Raw genomic sequence first — 17,897 nt, forward strand, 5'->3', positions numbered from 1 at the left:
GATGACAACCCGTCACAAGGATAGGCGTAGCCGCAGGAAACCTTCGGGATCGATGCCCAGAACAACCGGGTGGTATCCTGAAAGGTCATCCAGATAGCGCAAGGCATCGGGACCGGTCTGCAGAACGACCGAGGTCTTGCGCGTCTTGACGAAACGCCACGGATGCGGAGTCGCTTGCAGCGGATCAGATGGAAGACTCCCCTCAACATAGTCCTTCAAGATGTGCTGAATGCGTAGGCGAGGAATACTGATGATTTTAGCGTTCTCCAAAGCTGAAAAATGCCCCCCCCATTGGCGCGATAGTTATTCAGTGCCACGACGAAAAGCTGCTGATCCCCGATGGGATCTCCCTTCCAAGTGAGGTTTCCAATGCGTCGGTTGCCTGTTTCAACCAGACTGCCATCCGCATGAAACCGAGGCGGGCAAGTCAGATCTATAGTGTATTCAACACCATGGATAACATCGAAATTATGGCCTGCTCGAAGAGGGTTGATCAACGGGGTATCTTGGCTATTTTCAGTGACCTGGTTAAACAGACATGCTGACATTTCTAGCCAATCGCGCAATTCTGCGCCGTTAACGACAACAGCGCGCAATTCGTTGGGAAAGACGTGAAGGTCGGCAATGTGACGCATCGAAACTTCACCAGCGGGAACCTCCGTATAGAAACGCGGCCCGGAACGCCCGCCGAATTTCGTGGGTGTGACCGCTGACAATGTCGGTAGTGATCCTTCAGGCAAACCGGCAAGAAAGGGACGCAGTGCAGCTGCTTGAGCTGCGGCGACAAGCGAAAGCCCCTTATCCGGTGCACAAAAGGAAAAATAGCTATGCATCGATTGGCTGACATGTCCGACGGGCTGTTTCATCCGCTTTAGTGTTTCGGCATGTCCACATTCGAATATTCGTGCCAACTTGGGATCTTCTTCGACGGTCGATTGGGCACAACCATCGTTGCCTCTGTTGCAGATCGGGCGAAGTTCGACAGAATGCCCTGCAATTTTCCAACTGTTGGCCTCATGGGCAAACGCCAGATCGATCACGCCCAAATGCGATCCTGACGATCCCGGCATGACGACAGGTTTGCCATGAACTAGGCCCTTGTCGCCTACAACATGTGCTAATCCATCATGGTCGGCTCCGGGGATAGTCAGATGCGTGTGGCCTGCAACTATTGCATCGAGGCCTTCGATCGACGCCAGCGGAACTACTGCATTCTCCATTTGTGCTTCCACAACAGCTCCAGCTAGACCCGAATGTGCCAGTGCAATAACCAGCTCACATCCTTTATCCTTCAAGTCGCTAACGGCTGTAGCAGCAGTCTCCAGAATGTCAGTCGAAGTCACCCTGCCTGCAAGCTGGTGTGCCTCCCAATCCGTGGTTTGTGGCGGCAGAACCGAAAAGACACCGACAGTCAAAGTGCAGGTTTCAGACCCGACCGCAAATCGCTGACGAATGATAGCCGATGCCTCCCACGGTTGATTACCCTCAACGCAATGTAGATTGCTACATATGGCAGGACATGGCGCGTGAGCCAGAATACCGCTCAGGCAGTCTAAGCCAAAGTTGAAGTCATGATTGCCAAGCCCGATCGCATCATATCCCAAATGCTTGAACGCAAGCATCAGCGGGTGGGCGACGTCGTTCTGATCGGCGGCAAAATCGCCATAAGGCGTGCCTTGCATGGAGTCACCATTGTCGAATAGCAAGACGCGCGCACCCATTTGTTCGGCCTCCGCTCGGGCTGCCTTGATCAGGCTCGCGGTTCGTGTCAGCCCGACAGAGGGTTCCGGTCGATCCGAGTAATAGTCATATCCCATAAGATTCATGTGCAGATCCGAGGTCGCAAGAATTCTCAGGCGAACTGGCGGCAATGTGCTGGGACTGATCTGTGCCTCTGAGTTCAATGAATGTCCTGCCGTCGGAAATGGAGTGTTTGTTGTCTACATGACCCTTGCTTCTTAACAGTTTGAAAAAACGGCAAATTGAAGCGGGATTTGAGAAAAGTTTGTGGTTTCGTCGCGTGTAATCATTTCCTCTCTGATTGGCAGGGCCATTGCGTTGATCGAACAACCGTGGCAGCCCTTTGAAAAACAAAGGACAAAGAATGAAACGGGCAGAGCAGGTCACTTTTGGCGGATCGGGATTGAATCGCAGCGCCCACATTCGCGGCGACAACAACGCTTTGGCGCATGCAAAGGGTCATCCCGAAGCACTCTGCCTGCTGCTTTGGCGCGGAAAGATCCTCGTTCAGGGTGAACGGTTGGATCGATTGGCGACAGTCACGATGTCTCACAGGCTGATCCAATCCGAACCGGGAGATATCATGGAGTCCCCCGTTTTCCTCGGTTTATCCGAAGCAGGCGCACCGGTATTTGCCACGGACATCACCAGTTGGCAGGCCGAAGACCATGATCTTTCCGGCGTCGGCGCCTTTGTCGACCGAAGCGAGCAGCAGCATCCGGATTTACCCACCGGTTATGTATTTGCAGAGTTGCGTCGGGTCATGACGCGCCTCAACCCCCGTGACGCCGAACTGGCGGCGACGGCCAAGGCAGTCATTGGCTGGCACGAAACCCACGGCTTCTGCGCCCGTTGCGGTGCCAGAAGCGAGGTGTCTCAGGCGGGATGGCAGCGAAGTTGCCCTGGGTGCGGCGGCCAGCATTTCCCACGCACGGATCCTGTAGTCATAATGTTGATTACGCACGGGGATGCCGTGTTGATGGGCAGGTCGCCAGGTTGGCCTGAAGGGATGTACTCCTTGCTGGCAGGATTTGTTGAGCCTGGCGAGACTCTGGAATCGGCCGTGCGTCGCGAGGTTTTCGAAGAGGCAGGCGTTACGGTCGGGCGGGTTCAATATCTGGCCAGTCAGCCCTGGCCGTTTCCTGCATCTTTGATGTTCGGCTGCTCGGGCGAGGCCCTTTCACGGGATTTAAACATTGATCCGGTTGAAATCGAAGATGCGCTTTGGATCGGAAAGGCTGAGATGATGCAGGCTTTCGCGGGTGAACATCCAACCCTTCTGCCCGCACGCAAAGGCGCGATTGCGCATTTTTTGTTGGAGAACTGGCTTGCGGACACGCTGGATTAAGTTGAAACACGGAACCCAGATCAGATTTCGAGGGGCGAAATGAAATTCACTGAAAAGGAAGATATCGAGGCACCTATTGAAGAGGTGTTCCGGATGGTTTCCGATTACGACCGGTTCGAACGCCTCGCGATCCGACGCGGGATCGAAGTGAAGCGAAAACTTGCGGCAGGGCCTGTATCTGAAGGGTTGGCATGGGATACCGTGTTTCAGATGCGCGGAAAGGCCCGTCACGTGCAGATCGTCCTCGGAAAATTTCAAGAGCCGACACTGATGCGCTTTGAGGCGTCCGGCAAGGGAATGAACGGACATACCCAAGTTGAGCTCGTGGCTCTGTCGCCGGTGCGGACAAGGATATTGGTCGAGATCGAATTTGTGGCAACAACGCTGCCCGCACGACTGTTGCTACAATCGCTCAAGCTTGGGAAGTCGCGTCTGAAACGGCAGTTCCACCTTCGGCTGGCAGAGTTTGCAAGCAGCTTGGAGCAACGACATTCGCAATCGGGGTGACGCCGGCGATGCCCGATTGTCAGCCTAACTTCGGGGCCGCGCAGCTGGGTAGACACCCAGAATTTCCACGTTTGTTGTAAAATGGTTCAGCTCGTCCATAGCCAGTTGGACATTCCGATCCTCCGGATGTCCGACGATATCGGCATAGAACTGCGTTGCTGTGAATGACCCGTCGACCATATAGCTTTCCAGCTTGACCATGTTCACCCCGTTGGTGGCGAAACCACCCATGGCTTTGTACAGCGCCGCGGGAATGTTGCGCACCTGAAAAACGAAGCTGGTGATCATACCGTGCTCGCCCCTGCGTGATTCGTCGATCGTGCGGGACATGACAAGGAATCGGGTGGTGTTGTCGCCATGATCCTCGATATGTCGAGCCAGAACATTCAGCCCATAGATTTCGCCAGCCAGTTCACTCGCCAGTGCCGCATGGCTTTTGTCACCGCGTTCCGCAACCTCACGTGCGGCGCGGGCATTGTCGGGGCTGACTCGCCCGCGGATGTTGTGCTCGCGAAGGAACCCCTGACACTGTGGTAACAACACGAGGTGCGAATGCGCCTCGGCAACATCTTCCAGACTAGCACCTGGTACACCCAAAAGATTGATATGCACGCGCACGAACGCCTCGTCGATGATATGCAATCCACTATGCGGAAGCAGTCGGTGAATGTCGGCCACGCGCCCATAAGTCGAGTTCTCTACCGGCAGCATCGCGAGTTCCGCCTCGCCCGACCGAACCGCCTCGATCACATCTTCGAACGTGCGGCAGGGAAGGGCGTCCATGTCGGGCCGCGCGTTCCGGCAGGCCTCGTGACTATAGGCGCCGGGCTCTCCCTGAAAGGCAATTCGGTTGGTCATTTGGTCGTTTCCATGCAACAAGTTCGTTATTTGGGCGTTTAGTCGCGGTGTCTATACCTTGCCTCTTGCAAGGGGAAGCCTTAGACACCCGCGCAGACAGTTGAAATGGACTCGCGAGCAATGTTCGACACGATGACAGTTACCAAGGCCGCTGCAGGCCTGTTTGGCGCCTTTCTGGCGCTTCTTCTGGCCAAATGGGCGGCCGAGGTTCTTTATCATGTAGATGGTCACGGCGAGGCCGCCTATATCATCGAAACCGAAGAGCCGACCGAAGAAGTCAGTGAAGCTGAGGAAGTCAGCTTTGATGAGATGATGATGGCCGCCGATGTCGACAAGGGCGCCAAGGTCTTCAAGAAATGCCAAGCCTGCCACAAACTGGAAGACGGAGCGAACGGAACTGGCCCGTATCTTTACGGTGTTGTTGGTCGCCCGGTCGCGACAGCGGCTGGCTTCGGGTATTCCGGCGCGATGCAGGAAAAGGGCGGCGAGTGGACGCCTGAGGCATTGGATGCCTTCCTGACAAAACCCAGCGGTGACGTTCCGGGCACATCGATGAGCTTTGCGGGTCTCAACAAGGCCAGCGACCGGGTAAACGTGATCGCCTATCTGGACAGCCTGGACGATTGATCCCCGCGAAATTTCAGACGAATCAAGGCCGCTGCACTTTGGCAGCGGCTTTTTTCGTTTCTGAAGTGGTCTTCACGATCCGATCACCTATTCTAAACTTGCAACTGGCGTGGCTGGACCTTTAGCTAGCAGCAACAAGATCAAGAACGACACCGACCCCGGAGGAAGAGCCAGATGCGACCACCCCGAGTTCAGACCTGTGCCCGCACCGTTGATGCAAGGCATTGGGTTTCCATGTTGTCATGGGGGCTGTTCTCACTATTGATTATGGCTGCGTCTCAGTTGCAGGCGGAAGAAAAGATCATAAAAAGCTACGGTTTCTCCGAATTTGGTGATCTGAAATACCCCAAGGGATTTGCGCATTTCGACTATGTAAATCCAAATGCTCCGCGCGGTGGTGAACTGTCATATGCCGCGCAAGGTACATTCGACAGCTTCAACCCGTTTACGCGCCAGGGCCGAGCAGGGGCACGGTCAGCGGATCAGTATGAAAGTCTGATGGTTCCATCCTATGACGAGGTTGGGGCGTATTACGGCTTGTTGGCTGAAAGCCTTGAATATCCGGAAAGCCAGGATTGGGTGATCTTCAATATGCGCCCCGAAGCGCGGTTTTCTGACGGCACACCAATTACTGCCGAGGACGTGGTGTTTTCGCACAATATTCTGCTGGACCAGGGGCTGAAATCTTATGCCGATGCGGTGCGCAAGCGCATTCCCAAGGCCGAGGCCCTAGGTACCCATCGAGTCAAGTTCTATTTTGCTCCAGATATCTCGCGCCGCTCCCTGATCACGCAGGTGGCTGGCACTCCGGTCTTTTCGAAATCGTGGTTCGAGGCCGATCCCGAAAATCGCAGGCTCGACAAGCCACGTCTGGTTCCCGGCATCGGGTCCGCGCCCTATGTGTTGGACAGTTATGACATCAACCGACGCATCGTATACAAACGCAACCCGGACTATTGGGGCGATCACCTGAATGTCAATGTGGGGCGCAACAACTTTGACACCATCAGGATTGAGTATTTCAGCGACTCAATCGCCGCGATGGAAGGGTTCAAGGGTGGAACTTTCACCCTTAGGCAGGAAAACAACTCGAAAAGCTGGGCTACGGCCTATGATTTTCCTGCGATTGCAAATGGGCACGTGATACAGGCGGAATTCGTGGATGGGGACGTGCCATCAGCCAGCGGTTTTGTCATGAACCTGGACCGCCCGCAGTTTCAGGATATCCGGGTACGTGCGGCGGTGCAGCTTGCGTTCAATTTCGAATGGACCAATGAAAGCCTGCAATACGGTCTGTTCCAGCAGCGTGATTCGTTCTGGGAAGGCACGCATCTTGAAGCAACCGGTCTCCCGGAAGGTAGGGAGCGCGAAATTCTGGAAAGCCTTGGCGATGCATTGGATGCCAACGTTCTGACCGAGGAACCGGTCGTGGCGCATCAATCAAGTCCTAAACGACAGAATGATCGAGGCAATCTACGTAAAGCGATGAAACTTCTCGACGACGCGGGTTGGACCGTCGGTGATGACGGGTTGCGCCGCAACGAACAGGGGCAAGTACTGCGTATTGAGTTTTTGTCGGATGAGCCGACACTTGACCGGATAATCCAGCCTTTCGTGGACAACCTTCGCGCTATGGGGATCGAAGCGATTTACAACCGGGTGGACAATGCTCAGTTCACACTTCGCCGCAGAGATCGCGATTTTGACATGATCATGGGCGGCTATCCGATGTCTCTGCAGCCGTCGACCGGGCTGTATCAGCAATTCGGAACCGAGGCCGCCAGCTATTCCGTGTTCAACCCTTCCGGTGCGAACGGCCCGGATATCGAACCGCTGATCGACAATATCGTCGCGGCGCGGGAAACCGAAGAATTGCAGGCCAATGTCCGTGCGCTTGACAGGGTTTTGCGTGCCAAACGTATCATGGTCCCGACATGGTATCTGGGCAAATACTGGGTCGCTTACTGGGACATGTATGAATTCCCCGAAAAACTGCCGCCTTACGCGCTGGGCGTCGAAGACCTGTGGTGGATCAATGCTGACAAGGAAGCAGCATTGAAAACCTCGGGCGCGTTGCGGTAAGCCGCCCCCATGGGAGCCTATATTCTACGACGCCTGCTGCTGGTGATCCCCACATTGCTGGGGATCATGATCATCAATTTCACGCTTGTGCAATTCGTGCCCGGCGGCCCGGTCGAACAGATCATTGCTCAGATGGAAGGCGGCGGTGACGTGTTCGAAGGCATTGCCGGAGGTGGCGGCGACATTGAGCGGCAGACCGCGGCCAACGAACGTTACATCGGCGCACGCGGCCTGCCACCCGAGTTCATCGAAGAACTTGAGCGTGAGTTTGGTTTCGACAAGCCGCCGCTCGAACGTTTTCTCACAATGATGGGAAACTATCTGACGTTGGATTTTGGCGAGAGCTATTTCCGATCCATCGGCGTTGTCGATCTTGTGCTTGAAAAAATGCCGGTGTCGATTTCGCTGGGCTTGTGGTCAACCTTGATCGCCTATCTTGTGTCGATCCCACTGGGTATTCGCAAGGCGGTGAAGGATGGCTCGGCCTTCGACACCTGGACCAGCGGAACCATCATCGTGGCCTATGCTATTCCGGGATTTCTGTTCGCCATTCTGCTCTTGGTGCTGTTCGCCGGCGGATCCTATTGGCAGATCTTCCCGCTGCGCGGGCTGACATCGGACAATTGGGACAGCCTGAGTATTGGTGGTAAAATCCTCGATTACTTTTGGCATATCACCCTGCCGGTGGTGGCCTCGACCATCTCAGCCTTTGCCACTTTGACATTGCTGACCAAGAACTCATTTCTGGACGAGATCAAGAAACACTATGTCATGACTGCGCGCGCCAAGGGGCTGAGCGAAAGAAGCGTGCTTTATGGCCACGTGTTCCGCAATGCTATGTTGATTGTGATCGCGGGATTTCCGGCGGTGTTCATTGGTGTGTTCTTTGGCGGCTCGATCATCATCGAGACAATCTTTTCGCTCGATGGATTGGGTCGATTGGGGTTCGAGGCGGCTGTGGCGCGTGACTATCCCGTGATCTTTGGCACCCTGTTCATCTTTGGCCTGCTGGGGTTGGTCGTCGGCATCATTAGCGACCTGATGTATGTGTTGGTCGACCCCCGCATCGACTTTGAAAGTCGCGAGGGGTAAATGGCGCTCTCACCGCTCAACCAACGCCGTTGGCGCAACTTCCGCCGCAATGGACGGGCATTCTGGTCGCTGATCATCTTTTCGATCGTGTTCGGACTTTCGCTATTTGCCGAGTTCATCGCCAATGACAAGCCGATCCTTGTGAAGTATCGCGGCGAGATTTTCACTCCAATCTTCAAGTTCTACCCGGAAACGGCCTTTGGCGGCGATTTCCGGACCGAAGCGATCTATCGCGATCCCGAGGTTCAATGCCTGATCGATAGTGGCGGACTGGAAGAATGCTTCGATAACCCCGAAGACATCATCGATAAGATCAAGGCAGGTACGTTCGAGTCTGAGGGGTTCGAAGAAGGTTGGGCCATCTGGCCGCTCATCCCCTATTCCTTCAACACCACCGTGGACCGCCCCGGTGCAGCGCCGCTGCCACCAAATCACCAGAATTGGCTGGGCACAGATGATACCAAGCGCGATGTGCTGGCGCGGGTGATCTACGGCTTTCGTCTATCCATCCTGTTCACCTTGATTGTTACCGGTGTTGCCAGTTTGGTCGGCATATTCGCCGGGGCCATTCAGGGCTTTTTCGGTGGTTGGATCGATCTGGTATTCCAAAGGGTGATCGAGATCTGGTCGGCCACACCATCGCTTTATGTCATCATAATCATGTTCGCGATCTTGGGGCGAAGTTTCTGGCTTCTGGTGGCGCTGATGATCCTGTTTTCATGGACTGGGCTTGTCGGCGTGGTTCGGGCCGAGTTCCTGAGAGCGCGCAACCTTGAATACGTACGAGCGGCCAAAGCACTGGGCGTTGGCAACATGACCATCATGTTCCGGCATATGCTGCCCAATGCGATGGTTGCAACACTGACCTTCATGCCGTTCATTGTCACAGGCACTATCGGCGGCCTCGCCAGCCTCGATTTTCTGGGTTTTGGCCTGCCCTCATCCGCCCCGTCGTTGGGTGAACTGACCTTGCAGGCCAAGCAGAACCTGCAGGCACCTTGGCTGGCCTTCACCGCGTTCTTCACCTTTGCGTTCATGCTGTCGCTTCTGGTCTTCATTTTCGAAGGCGTGCGCGATGCCTTCGATCCGAGAAAGACGTTCTCATGAGCCTGCTTGATGTCAAGAACCTCAAGGTGTCATTCCGACAAGACGGACAGGTTACCGCTGCAGTCCAAGGCGTGTCATTTTCCGTCGACCGCGGCGAGACCGTGGCTTTGGTGGGGGAGTCCGGCTCGGGGAAATCAGTAACCGCGCTCAGCACTGTGTCCCTCTTGGGCGACAGCGCGATGGTCGAGGGGTCTGTCACCTATGACGGGCAAGAGATGATTGGCGCTTCCGAGCAGCGGCTGATGGATGTGCGTGGCAACGACATCAGCTTCATTTTTCAGGAGCCGATGACATCACTTAACCCGCTCCACACGATTCAAAAACAGATGGCGGAATCGCTTGCGCTGCATCAGGGCCTGACCGGTGACGCAGCGCGGGCACGCATTTTGGAACTATTGAACACGGTCGGCATCCGCGACCCCGAAGACCGGTTGGACAGCTATCCGCATCAATTATCAGGCGGACAACGCCAGCGGGTGATGATCGCTATGGCGCTGGCCAACAAACCGGACATCCTGATCGCGGATGAGCCGACGACCGCGCTGGACGTGACCATTCAGGCGCAGATTCTGGAGTTGTTGGCCGAACTGCAGAAATCCGAGAATATGGGGATGCTTTTTATCACTCATGACCTTGGTATTGTTCGCCGGATCGCTGATCGGGTTTGTGTGATGAAGGATGGTGAGATTGTCGAAAGTGGCGTGACGTCAGAAATCTTCGACAATCCGCAACACCCTTATACCCGGAGGCTGTTGGCGGCGGAGCCCTCGGGCTCACCCGAGCCGGTTGAACCCGGGGCGGAAGAGATCGCGCGGACTGAACATTTGAAAGTCTGGTTTCCCATTCAACGCGGGTTCCTCAAGCGGACGGTGGGGCACGTGAAAGCGGTGAACGACGCAACGATCACCGTACGTGCTGGTGAAACGCTAGGCATTGTCGGCGAAAGCGGATCGGGCAAGACCACGCTGGCGCTGGCCATCATGCGTTTGATTTCCTCTGAGGGAAGAATTGAGTTTCGAGGCAAAAACGTGCGCAAGTGGTCCACGCGCGAGTTGCGGCGGCTGCGCAAGGATATGCAGATCGTATTTCAGGATCCGTTTGGCTCACTCAGCCCGCGCATGACTTGCATGCAGATCATCGCCGAGGGTTTGGCTATTCACAAGGTCGACCCGCACCGTGCCCCCCGCGAACTTGTGGCTGAGGTGATGCGCGAGGTCGGCCTCGACCCCGCGGCGATGGACCGGTATCCGCACGAATTCTCGGGCGGGCAGCGCCAGCGTATCGCCATCGCCCGGGCCATGGTGCTGCGGCCCAAACTATTGGTGCTGGACGAACCCACCAGTGCGCTGGACATGACGGTACAGGTGCAGATCGTCGAGCTGCTGCGAAATCTTCAACGCAAGTATGGGCTGGCCTATCTGTTCATCAGCCACGACCTGAAGGTCGTTCGCGCCATGTCTCACAAGGTTTTGGTGATGCGGCAGGGTGATGTGATCGAGATGGGGACGGCTCAGGACCTCTTCGAGAACGCGCAATCGGATTATACCCGCGAACTGATCGCGGCGGCAGGATAGATGCGCCGGGCCGATGAACCGGCCCGGCGCCCAAAATCAGGCATTCGCGACCTTTTCGCGGGAAACTTTGGGTGACTGGCCCCGAAGCTCCTCGTAGTGGTCGAAAGTCAGCTTTACCCACCCGGTGCCGCGTGTGGCGCTGGCCAGAGTGCGGTGCAATTCGTCCTCGTTGACCGCGGGAAGCATCGCATTGAAGATTTCCCACCCCGGTACATCGGGATTGCCTTCAAACCCAAGGACCTGGCCTTGCAACGAACTGATCGTCGGCACCAGATCGCCGACGTAAAGCGACGGGAGGTGGATTTCGGCATGAAGAATCGGCTGTAAAACAACCGGTTTAGCCATTGGCAGGGCCTCACGCACCGCGTTCTTGCCGGCTGTGCGGAAGGCATAGTCCGAGCTGTCAACGGAATGGTGCTTGCCATCTTTCAGTGTGACTTTGAGGTCTACAACGGGAAAGCCCTCGGGCCCTTCTCCCAAAGCATCTTCGGCGCCCTGTGCCACCGACGGGATATAGTTCTTGGGCACGGCCCCACCCTTGACCACCTCTTCGAACTGAAATCCTGACCCGCGAGGCATCGGAGCGATGGAAATGACCACATCTGCAAACTGTCCGGCCCCACCGGATTGCTTGCGATGGCGATGGTGGTGATCCACCGGCTTCTGGATGGTTTCGCGATAGGCGGTTTCGACAGTCTCGGTTTCGATTTCGATCCCGAAATCGTCGGCCAGTTTGGCGGTGACTCTCCGCATGTGCTGCGGGCCTTGGGTTCCAAGGATGGAATGGCCGGTGCCCTCGTCCTGACTCAAGTGTAGCCCGGGATCGATTTCGTTAAGTCGACCCAGCGCGTTCGACAATCTCACGTCGTCTCGTTCGTGCGCGGGCAGAACCAACTGGCGGTGAGCCACAGGATGCGAATTGGCCCAGCCCGGCAACGGCATCGCCGTTTCGCTGTCGTAAAGGTTGCCGGGATTGAGATGATCCGATTTGACGGCCAAACCGATATGCCCAGCCTCCAAGACCGGGATCTGTGTTTTCGCGTCGAGTGTTGTCAGGTTGCCCACGTTCTCACCGCCAAGCGTCTCGTGGGCCTTCACCCCGTCGCCGAGGCCACGCAGAACCGTGATCTTGCCGATATGCTTTTTGACGTCAGCAAACCCTGCGATTGCCCGCGCACCATCCGCAGCCTCGTCGCGCCCCGCCGCGATGTTGAACTCCGGCGCTTCATGACGCAACGCCTTCATTAGTCTTGTCAGCCCGTTGCCATGGTTCGCGGCACCCAGACAGGCCGGAATGATCTGGTGGTTCTGCAAAACCTGGGCCGCCAGCCCATAGATTTCTTCACTGGGTGGTTGCTTGTCCTCGATGAGTTGCTCCAGTAGGTGGTCGTCAAAATCGGACAGGGTTTCCAGCAATTCAGCCCTCGCTTCCTGCTCCCGGTCTTCGACCGATTGCGGCAGCTCGATCAGGGCCGAGGGTTGCCCTTCCTGGTATTTCCATGCGCGTTCGGAAATCAGGTCGACTGCGCCAACGATCTGGTCGCCGTCGCGGATTGGCACCTGACGCAAGGCAATGTGGTGAGTGCAATAGGTCTGAAGGGCCGAGATAATGTCTCGGATGCGGCCATTGGGGTTATCCATCCGGTTGATGAACAGGAAACAGGGGATGCCAGCCTCTTCAACCAATCTCAGGTACGGCGCGCACAGAACCGCGGTGTCAGGGTCGGGGGGAACGACCACCACGGCGGCATCGGATATTGCCATGGCCGGACCTGCATAGGCCATCGAATCTCCGCCACCGTCCACGTCGATCGCGCACCACGGCTCGCCCAAGTAAGAAAAACCGTGCAAATGCACGGTTCCGGATACATCGAATGTTGTTGGGCGGTCGTCGAGGCGGCTGATGGCCTCGACCAATGTAGATTTGCCCGATTGGGTAGGGCCGAGGACTGTAAAGACGCGCATGGGTGCTGTCCCTCTCTCTGGTTGCAATTTCTGTTGCACGAAAGGGAAATGCGAACGCCTGAGCGTCGGCACCGTCTGTCTGTCCTACTGCCTGCCTCGTGTGCGAGGCGCATTCGCCCTCGCACACCAAGTGTGGGAAATCCGGGTGTAGGGCGTCAAGCCCCCGTGCGATAATTGGTCAGGCAGTGCTCGGGGCGTGCCTTGCCGGTTCGTTGTCCTTTCGTCAGATGGCTGAACTGTGACCTGCCTTGCTCAGGTCATACGCGTCGAAGCTGCGGGCGATCATGCGGGTCAATGGACGTGCCTCAGTCGGGATGAACAACCCGTCGTCGGTGATCCGAAGCATGCCGGGAAACGCCCGGTCGGCATCGGCGTACATCTGTTTTAAGTCGTTTGCCGTCACATCGTGGTCGCGCAAAATCTCAGCCGAATCGATCCGGAAATCGCACATCAACGCCTCGATCAAACGGGCGCGCAGAATGTCCTGCCCCTTGAACAGATGCCCGCGCGTGGTCGAGAAATTGCCTTCACGGATGGCCTTGGTATGCACTGAAGTTGCCGGTGCGTTCTGTGCGTAACCTTGTGGGAAGCGCGAGATCGAACTCGCACCGACACCGATGAGAACCTCGGCTTGATCGTCGGTGTATCCCTGAAAGTTGCGCTTGAGCCGCCCCGCATTGAGCGCATGAGTCAGCCCGTCATCCTGCGTGGCAAAGTGGTCAATGCCGATTTCCGCGTACTGGTCCCAAAGGAACAAGCGTCGCGCGGTTTCGAACAGTTCCAGACGTTCCTCGGGTGTCGGCAACGCGTCCGAAGGAATCAGCTGCTGACGTTTGGCCATCCAGGGCACGTGCGCATATCCATAAAGTGCTACACGGTCGGGATTGAGCGACAAGAGCTTTTGCACGCTTTCAGTCATCCGTGCCTTGGTCTGATGTGGCAGGCCGAACAGGATATCGGCATTCAGACTGGCAATACCACGCTCGCGAATCATTTCTGCCGCCTTGCGGGTGGTGTCGTAACTTTGTATGCGCCCGATGGTTTTCTGAATGTCCTCATCGAAATCCTGAACCCCGATCGAGGCGCGATTCATACCCGCATCGGCCAGCGCATCCAGCCGATCGTCATCAATTTCGTTGGGGTCGATTTCTACCGAAAACTCGGCACCCGCGCCCAAGGGAACGATGCTCAGTATCCGCGCTGCCAAATCCCGCATCAGATCGGGGTTTAGCAGGGTCGGTGTGCCGCCGCCCCAATGCAGGCGCGACAGTCGGACGCCCTCGGGCAATCGAGCCGCCAAAAGGTCCAATTCCGCCTTTAAAACATCAACATAGGCAATGACCGGGTTATCGGTTTGCGTGCCTTGCGTCCGGCAGGCGCAGAACCAGCATAGTCTGCGGCAGAAGGGGACATGGACATAAAGCGAGATGGCACTTCCGGGCTTGATGCCCGAAATCCAGTCACCAAATAAGTCAGGTCCCACATCGTTGTTGAAGTGAGGTGCAGTCGGGTAGCTTGTATAGCGCGGAACTTTCGCGTCAAAAAGTCCGAGCCGAGCCAATTGTGATTTCGCTATCATGAGGATACCGTTATGGGATGTCTGGCTCGGCGGCATTGACCGAGATCAAGTGGATAAACGGATGACACTGCAGATTCAGCTCGACCATTCGAATTGCTCCGATTGTCCGATCCGACATCGGGCCGTTTGCGCTCATTGCGACCGGGACGAACTCGAGTTGCTGGACGAGATCAAGTATTATCGCAGCTTCGAAGCCGGGCAGACAATCATCTGGTCGGGCGATCAGATGGGGTTCGTCGGCTCGATGGTGTCGGGAATCGCTTCGTTGACACAGACGATGGAGGACGGGCGCACGCAGATGGTGGGCTTGATGCTGCCCAGCGATTTCGTCGGTCGTCCGGGTCGTGATACTGCTCCTTACGACGTGGTTGCCACGACCGATGTCGTGATGTGCTGTTTTCGTAAGAAACCCTTCGAAGAAATGATGGCGCATACACCCCATATCGCGCAGCGTCTGTTGCAGATGACATTAGACGAACTGGATGCGGCACGTGAATGGATGTTGGTTTTGGGCCGGAAAACCGCGCGCGAAAAGATTGCCAGCCTGCTGTCGATCATCGCCCGCCGCGATGCATCCGTGACCAAGACGGGCTTGTCCGGACCGATCGTGTTCGACCTGCCGCTGACGCGCGAGGCGATGGCAGATTACTTAGGCCTCACCCTGGAGACCGTCAGCCGGCAAATTTCGGCACTGAAAAAGGACGGTGTCATCGAACTGGAGGGAAAGCGGCACGTGACCGTTCCCGATATGGGGCGCCTGATGGAAGAAGCAGGTGACGATTCCGATGGCGGATTTCCGGTTTAGGCTGTCTGCCTCAACCATTTGGCAACCTTCCCCACGGAAGAGTCTGATTTGAACGGCCTTGCGCTCCAAAGCTTGAGGTCGTGTTCCAGTGTTACACGTGTGTCAAAAGGCGCCACCAGCTGACCGCGTTCGAGGTAAGGTGCCACCAGGATCTCGTGTCCCATCAGTACACCGGCACCATTCACGGTTTCTTCTACCGCCAGAGAATAAAGCGAAAAAACGGGGCCTCGAGGTGCGAACTGCCAATTCGACAATGCCGACTTCGTCCAGATATCCCAGTCGCCACTCCAGGTCGTGTCGGATATGCAGGGCACGTTTCTCAGATCTTGCACCGTTCTCAGACGTTCTACCAGGGTCGGAGCGCAGACGGGAAAAATAACGTCCCGGGCCAAGGTCTCTCCGGGCAAATCGCCAAAGAAAAGATACAAATCGTATGGCGCTCGTTTTAGATTTGGCGGCGCTTCCATTGCAGTCAGCGAAACCTCGATCTCCGGGTTTGCGGCGCGGAGCGCAGGCAGGCGCGGTGACAGCCACAGTTGCGCGACCGAAGGCAATGCCACGATGTGAACGATATGGGGCCGGGCTTGCGCGCGAAGCGTTTGAGTTGCGCGACCCACCTCGTCAAAGGCTTGCGTCAGGTTCGGCAAAACACGGTATGCCAGTGCCGTCGCAACAACGCCTTTCGCCGACCGTTCGAACAGGGGTGCGCCAAGCTCTTCTTCCAACGCTTTCACATGTGCAGAAACGGCCCCGGGCGTTACTCCCAGCTCTTCAGCGGCGGCGGCAAAACCGCCAAGGCGTGCTGCCGCCTCGAACGCGCGCAAAGCGTTCAACGGAAAGGTTCTGGGGCGAGGGGGAGCGACGGGCATTATTTAGCCTCAATTTTTCTAACCCTAATTTTTCATAAAACTGGTTTGCAGGCAAGTGGACGCAAAGGACATTCTGGGGACAACATACGGAGGTCAAAAATGCCAAATCTTGCCAGACGTTCCTGGGTTCCTTCCCATTGCGAAGCCCGCGTTCAGGACATCGCGGCCCAAACCGCAGAGGCCTCGACAGATCAGATTGCTGCTCGTCTCGATGCGCTCATCGCCCGCAACCGCGAGATTCACGACGTAGAGTGTTTCAATCTCAACCCCGCGACCAACGTCATGAATCCTCGCGCCGAAGCTGTTCTGGCTGAAGGATTAGGCAGCCGCCCGTCGCTGGGGTATCCGGGCGACAAATACGAGATGGGTCTGGAAGCCATTGAAGAGATCGAAGTGATCGCAGCTGAACTGGCAGCACAGGTTTTTGGTGCTCGTTACGCCGAAATCCGGGTCGGTTCCGGCGCGCTGTGCAATCTCTATGGCTTTATGGCGCTGGCCCGTCCGGGCGACACGATCATCGCGCCGCCCGCCAGTATCGGGGGACATGTCACTCATCATAAGGGTGGTTGCGCGGGACTTTATGGGCTGACAACGCTTGACGCCCCGGTCGATGCCGATGGCTATAGCCTTGATCTGGATGGATTACGGGCGCTGGCCCATAGGCACAAGCCGCGTCTGATCACGGTGGGTGGGTCGCTGAACCTTTATCCTCATCCGGTTGCCGCTGTTCGAGAGATCGCCGACGAGGTCGGGTCCAAGGTTCTGTTCGATGCCGCGCATCAATGCGGGGTCATCGCCGGTGGAATTTGGACCAATCCACTGGATCAGGGCGCACACATGATGACCATGAGCACCTACAAAAGCCTTGGCGGGCCTGCCGGAGGTCTTATCGTGACCAACGATGCGGAAATCGCCGAAAGGCTGGACGCCATCGCCTTTCCCGGCATGACCGCAAATTTCGACGCTGCGAAATCGGCGGCTCTGGCAATCACCATGCTCGACTGGATCGAATATGGCGCAGCTTACGGTCGGGCGATGGTGGATCTGGCACAGGCGTTGGCGCTTGAGATGGAGGCCGTAGGCCTACCGGTTTACAAAGGCAAAAACGGGGCAACGGCCTCTCATCAGTTCGCAATCGAAGCCGCGGCCTTTGGTGGCGGGCAGACAGCGTCGAAAACGCTGCGTAAAGCAGGTTTTCTCGCTTGCGGCATTGGCTTGCCTATCGCGCCGGTTTCAGGGGACATGAACGGTCTGAGAATTGGCACACCGGAACTCGTGCGCCGGGGCGTCGGGCCCGAACACGCAGTTGAACTGGCTGCTCTGGTTGCTCAGGGGTTGACCGGCAACGATCCCAGAAGCGTGGGTGAAAAAACCCGCAATCTTCGCCAGAAATTTCAGGGGGTGCACTATGTTCGGACGTGACCTGTAAACGCGTGCGTGGTCTATTGCAGCTGAATCAATAGGGAGTGAAACATGCAGTTTGGAAGCCTGTTGAGCATGCTGATTGTTGGCGCACTGGCCGGATGGTTGTCGGGCAAGATCATGCAGGGCCGGGGATTTGGCGTGATTGGCAACATCATCGTCGGGATCGTTGGCGCCTTCCTGGCCGGAACGATCTTTCCAGCGCTGGGATTCTCGGTCGGCGGTGGCATCATCGCATCGGTTTTCCACGCGACAATTGGCGCCGTGATCCTGTTGTTTGTGATTGGGTTGATCCGCAAAGCCGGTTGAAAAAGGCGCCTGT

At 56.6% G+C, this 17,897-nt stretch carries 16 protein-coding genes; 10 read left to right on the forward strand and 6 right to left on the reverse strand.

All coding sequences use genetic code 11. The features are described 5' to 3' along the window. Nucleotides 1-12: 12 nt before the first annotated feature. A complete protein-coding gene (locus ACR0LZ_RS12600; RefSeq protein WP_480750155.1) occupies nt 13-219 on the reverse strand; it encodes a hypothetical protein in 207 nt (68 codons plus the stop codon). Next, a complete protein-coding gene (locus tag ACR0LZ_RS12605; protein WP_480750156.1) occupies nt 216-1,826 on the reverse strand; it encodes a bifunctional 2',3'-cyclic-nucleotide 2'-phosphodiesterase/3'-nucleotidase in 1,611 nt (536 codons plus the stop codon). The genes ACR0LZ_RS12600 and ACR0LZ_RS12605 overlap by 4 nt, the downstream gene beginning before the upstream one ends. 278 nt (nt 1,827-2,104) lie before the next feature. On the opposite strand from ACR0LZ_RS12605, the gene nudC reads away from it, so the two are divergent. Further along, on the forward strand, nt 2,105-3,088 hold the full coding sequence (gene nudC / locus ACR0LZ_RS12610; protein ID WP_480750157.1) for an NAD(+) diphosphatase: 984 nt from the start codon (nt 2,105-2,107) through the stop codon (nt 3,086-3,088). A gap of 39 nt (nt 3,089-3,127) precedes the next feature. After that, entirely contained in the window at nt 3,128-3,595 is a 468-nt protein-coding gene (locus ACR0LZ_RS12615) for an SRPBCC family protein (protein ID WP_480750158.1), read from the forward strand. A 24-nt stretch (nt 3,596-3,619) separates the two neighbouring features. On the opposite strand, the gene ACR0LZ_RS12620 is transcribed toward ACR0LZ_RS12615, so the two are convergent. Continuing rightward, complete coding sequence (locus ACR0LZ_RS12620) at nt 3,620-4,453, reverse strand: prephenate dehydratase (RefSeq protein ID WP_480750159.1); 834 nt, start codon at nt 4,451-4,453, stop codon at nt 3,620-3,622. A 120-nt stretch (nt 4,454-4,573) separates the two neighbouring features. Between ACR0LZ_RS12620 and ACR0LZ_RS12625 the strand changes: the two genes are divergently transcribed. From ACR0LZ_RS12625 to ACR0LZ_RS12645, 5 genes are all read left to right on the forward strand, one after another. Beyond that, nucleotides 4,574-5,080 (forward strand): c-type cytochrome, encoded by a 507-nt coding sequence (locus ACR0LZ_RS12625; protein ID WP_480750203.1) that lies wholly within the window; start codon nt 4,574-4,576, stop codon nt 5,078-5,080. A 234-nt stretch (nt 5,081-5,314) separates the two neighbouring features. Beyond that, on the forward strand, nt 5,315-7,162 hold the full coding sequence (locus tag ACR0LZ_RS12630) for an extracellular solute-binding protein (protein ID WP_480750204.1): 1,848 nt from the start codon (nt 5,315-5,317) through the stop codon (nt 7,160-7,162). Nucleotides 7,163-7,171: 9 nt separating this feature from the next. Further along, nucleotides 7,172-8,254 carry a microcin C ABC transporter permease YejB gene (locus ACR0LZ_RS12635; protein WP_480750160.1) on the forward strand — a complete coding sequence of 361 codons (1,083 nt, stop codon included), beginning with the start codon at nt 7,172-7,174 and terminating at the stop codon, nt 8,252-8,254. Further along, the gene (locus tag ACR0LZ_RS12640; protein WP_480750161.1) at nt 8,255-9,361 is read left to right on the forward strand and encodes an ABC transporter permease; all 1,107 of its coding nucleotides are present in this window, start codon (nt 8,255-8,257) and stop codon (nt 9,359-9,361) included. Further along, nucleotides 9,358-10,935, forward strand: coding sequence for an ABC transporter ATP-binding protein (locus ACR0LZ_RS12645; RefSeq protein WP_480750162.1), 1,578 nt, complete (start codon nt 9,358-9,360; stop codon nt 10,933-10,935). Before ACR0LZ_RS12640 ends, ACR0LZ_RS12645 begins: the two co-directional genes overlap by 4 nt. 36 nt (nt 10,936-10,971) lie before the next feature. Here the strand turns inward: ACR0LZ_RS12645 and ACR0LZ_RS12650 are convergent, their stop codons facing one another. Next, nucleotides 10,972-12,900, reverse strand: coding sequence for an elongation factor G (locus ACR0LZ_RS12650; RefSeq protein ID WP_480750163.1), 1,929 nt, complete (start codon nt 12,898-12,900; stop codon nt 10,972-10,974). Between the two features lie 223 nt (nt 12,901-13,123). After that, nucleotides 13,124-14,479 (reverse strand): oxygen-independent coproporphyrinogen III oxidase, encoded by a 1,356-nt coding sequence (gene hemN, locus ACR0LZ_RS12655; protein WP_480750164.1) that lies wholly within the window; start codon nt 14,477-14,479, stop codon nt 13,124-13,126. Between the two features lie 61 nt (nt 14,480-14,540). On the opposite strand from hemN, the gene fnrL reads away from it, so the two are divergent. Further along, nucleotides 14,541-15,284, forward strand: coding sequence for a transcriptional regulator FnrL (gene fnrL / locus ACR0LZ_RS12660; RefSeq protein ID WP_480750165.1), 744 nt, complete (start codon nt 14,541-14,543; stop codon nt 15,282-15,284). Here fnrL and ACR0LZ_RS12665 read toward each other — a convergent pair. Next, complete coding sequence (locus ACR0LZ_RS12665) at nt 15,281-16,153, reverse strand: LysR family transcriptional regulator (protein WP_480750166.1); 873 nt, start codon at nt 16,151-16,153, stop codon at nt 15,281-15,283. The two genes, fnrL and ACR0LZ_RS12665, sit on opposite strands and share 4 nt — an antisense overlap. Nucleotides 16,154-16,252: 99 nt before the next feature. Between ACR0LZ_RS12665 and ACR0LZ_RS12670 the strand changes: the two genes are divergently transcribed. Further along, nucleotides 16,253-17,575: an aminotransferase class I/II-fold pyridoxal phosphate-dependent enzyme gene (locus tag ACR0LZ_RS12670; RefSeq protein ID WP_480750167.1), complete on the forward strand. Its 1,323-nt coding sequence runs from the start codon at nt 16,253-16,255 to the stop codon at nt 17,573-17,575. 51 nt (nt 17,576-17,626) lie between these two features. Further along, nucleotides 17,627-17,884, forward strand: coding sequence for a GlsB/YeaQ/YmgE family stress response membrane protein (locus ACR0LZ_RS12675; RefSeq protein WP_480750168.1), 258 nt, complete (start codon nt 17,627-17,629; stop codon nt 17,882-17,884). The last annotated feature ends 13 nt before the right edge of the window (nt 17,885-17,897 follow it).

The organism is Ruegeria sp. CI1 (assembly GCF_056536925.1).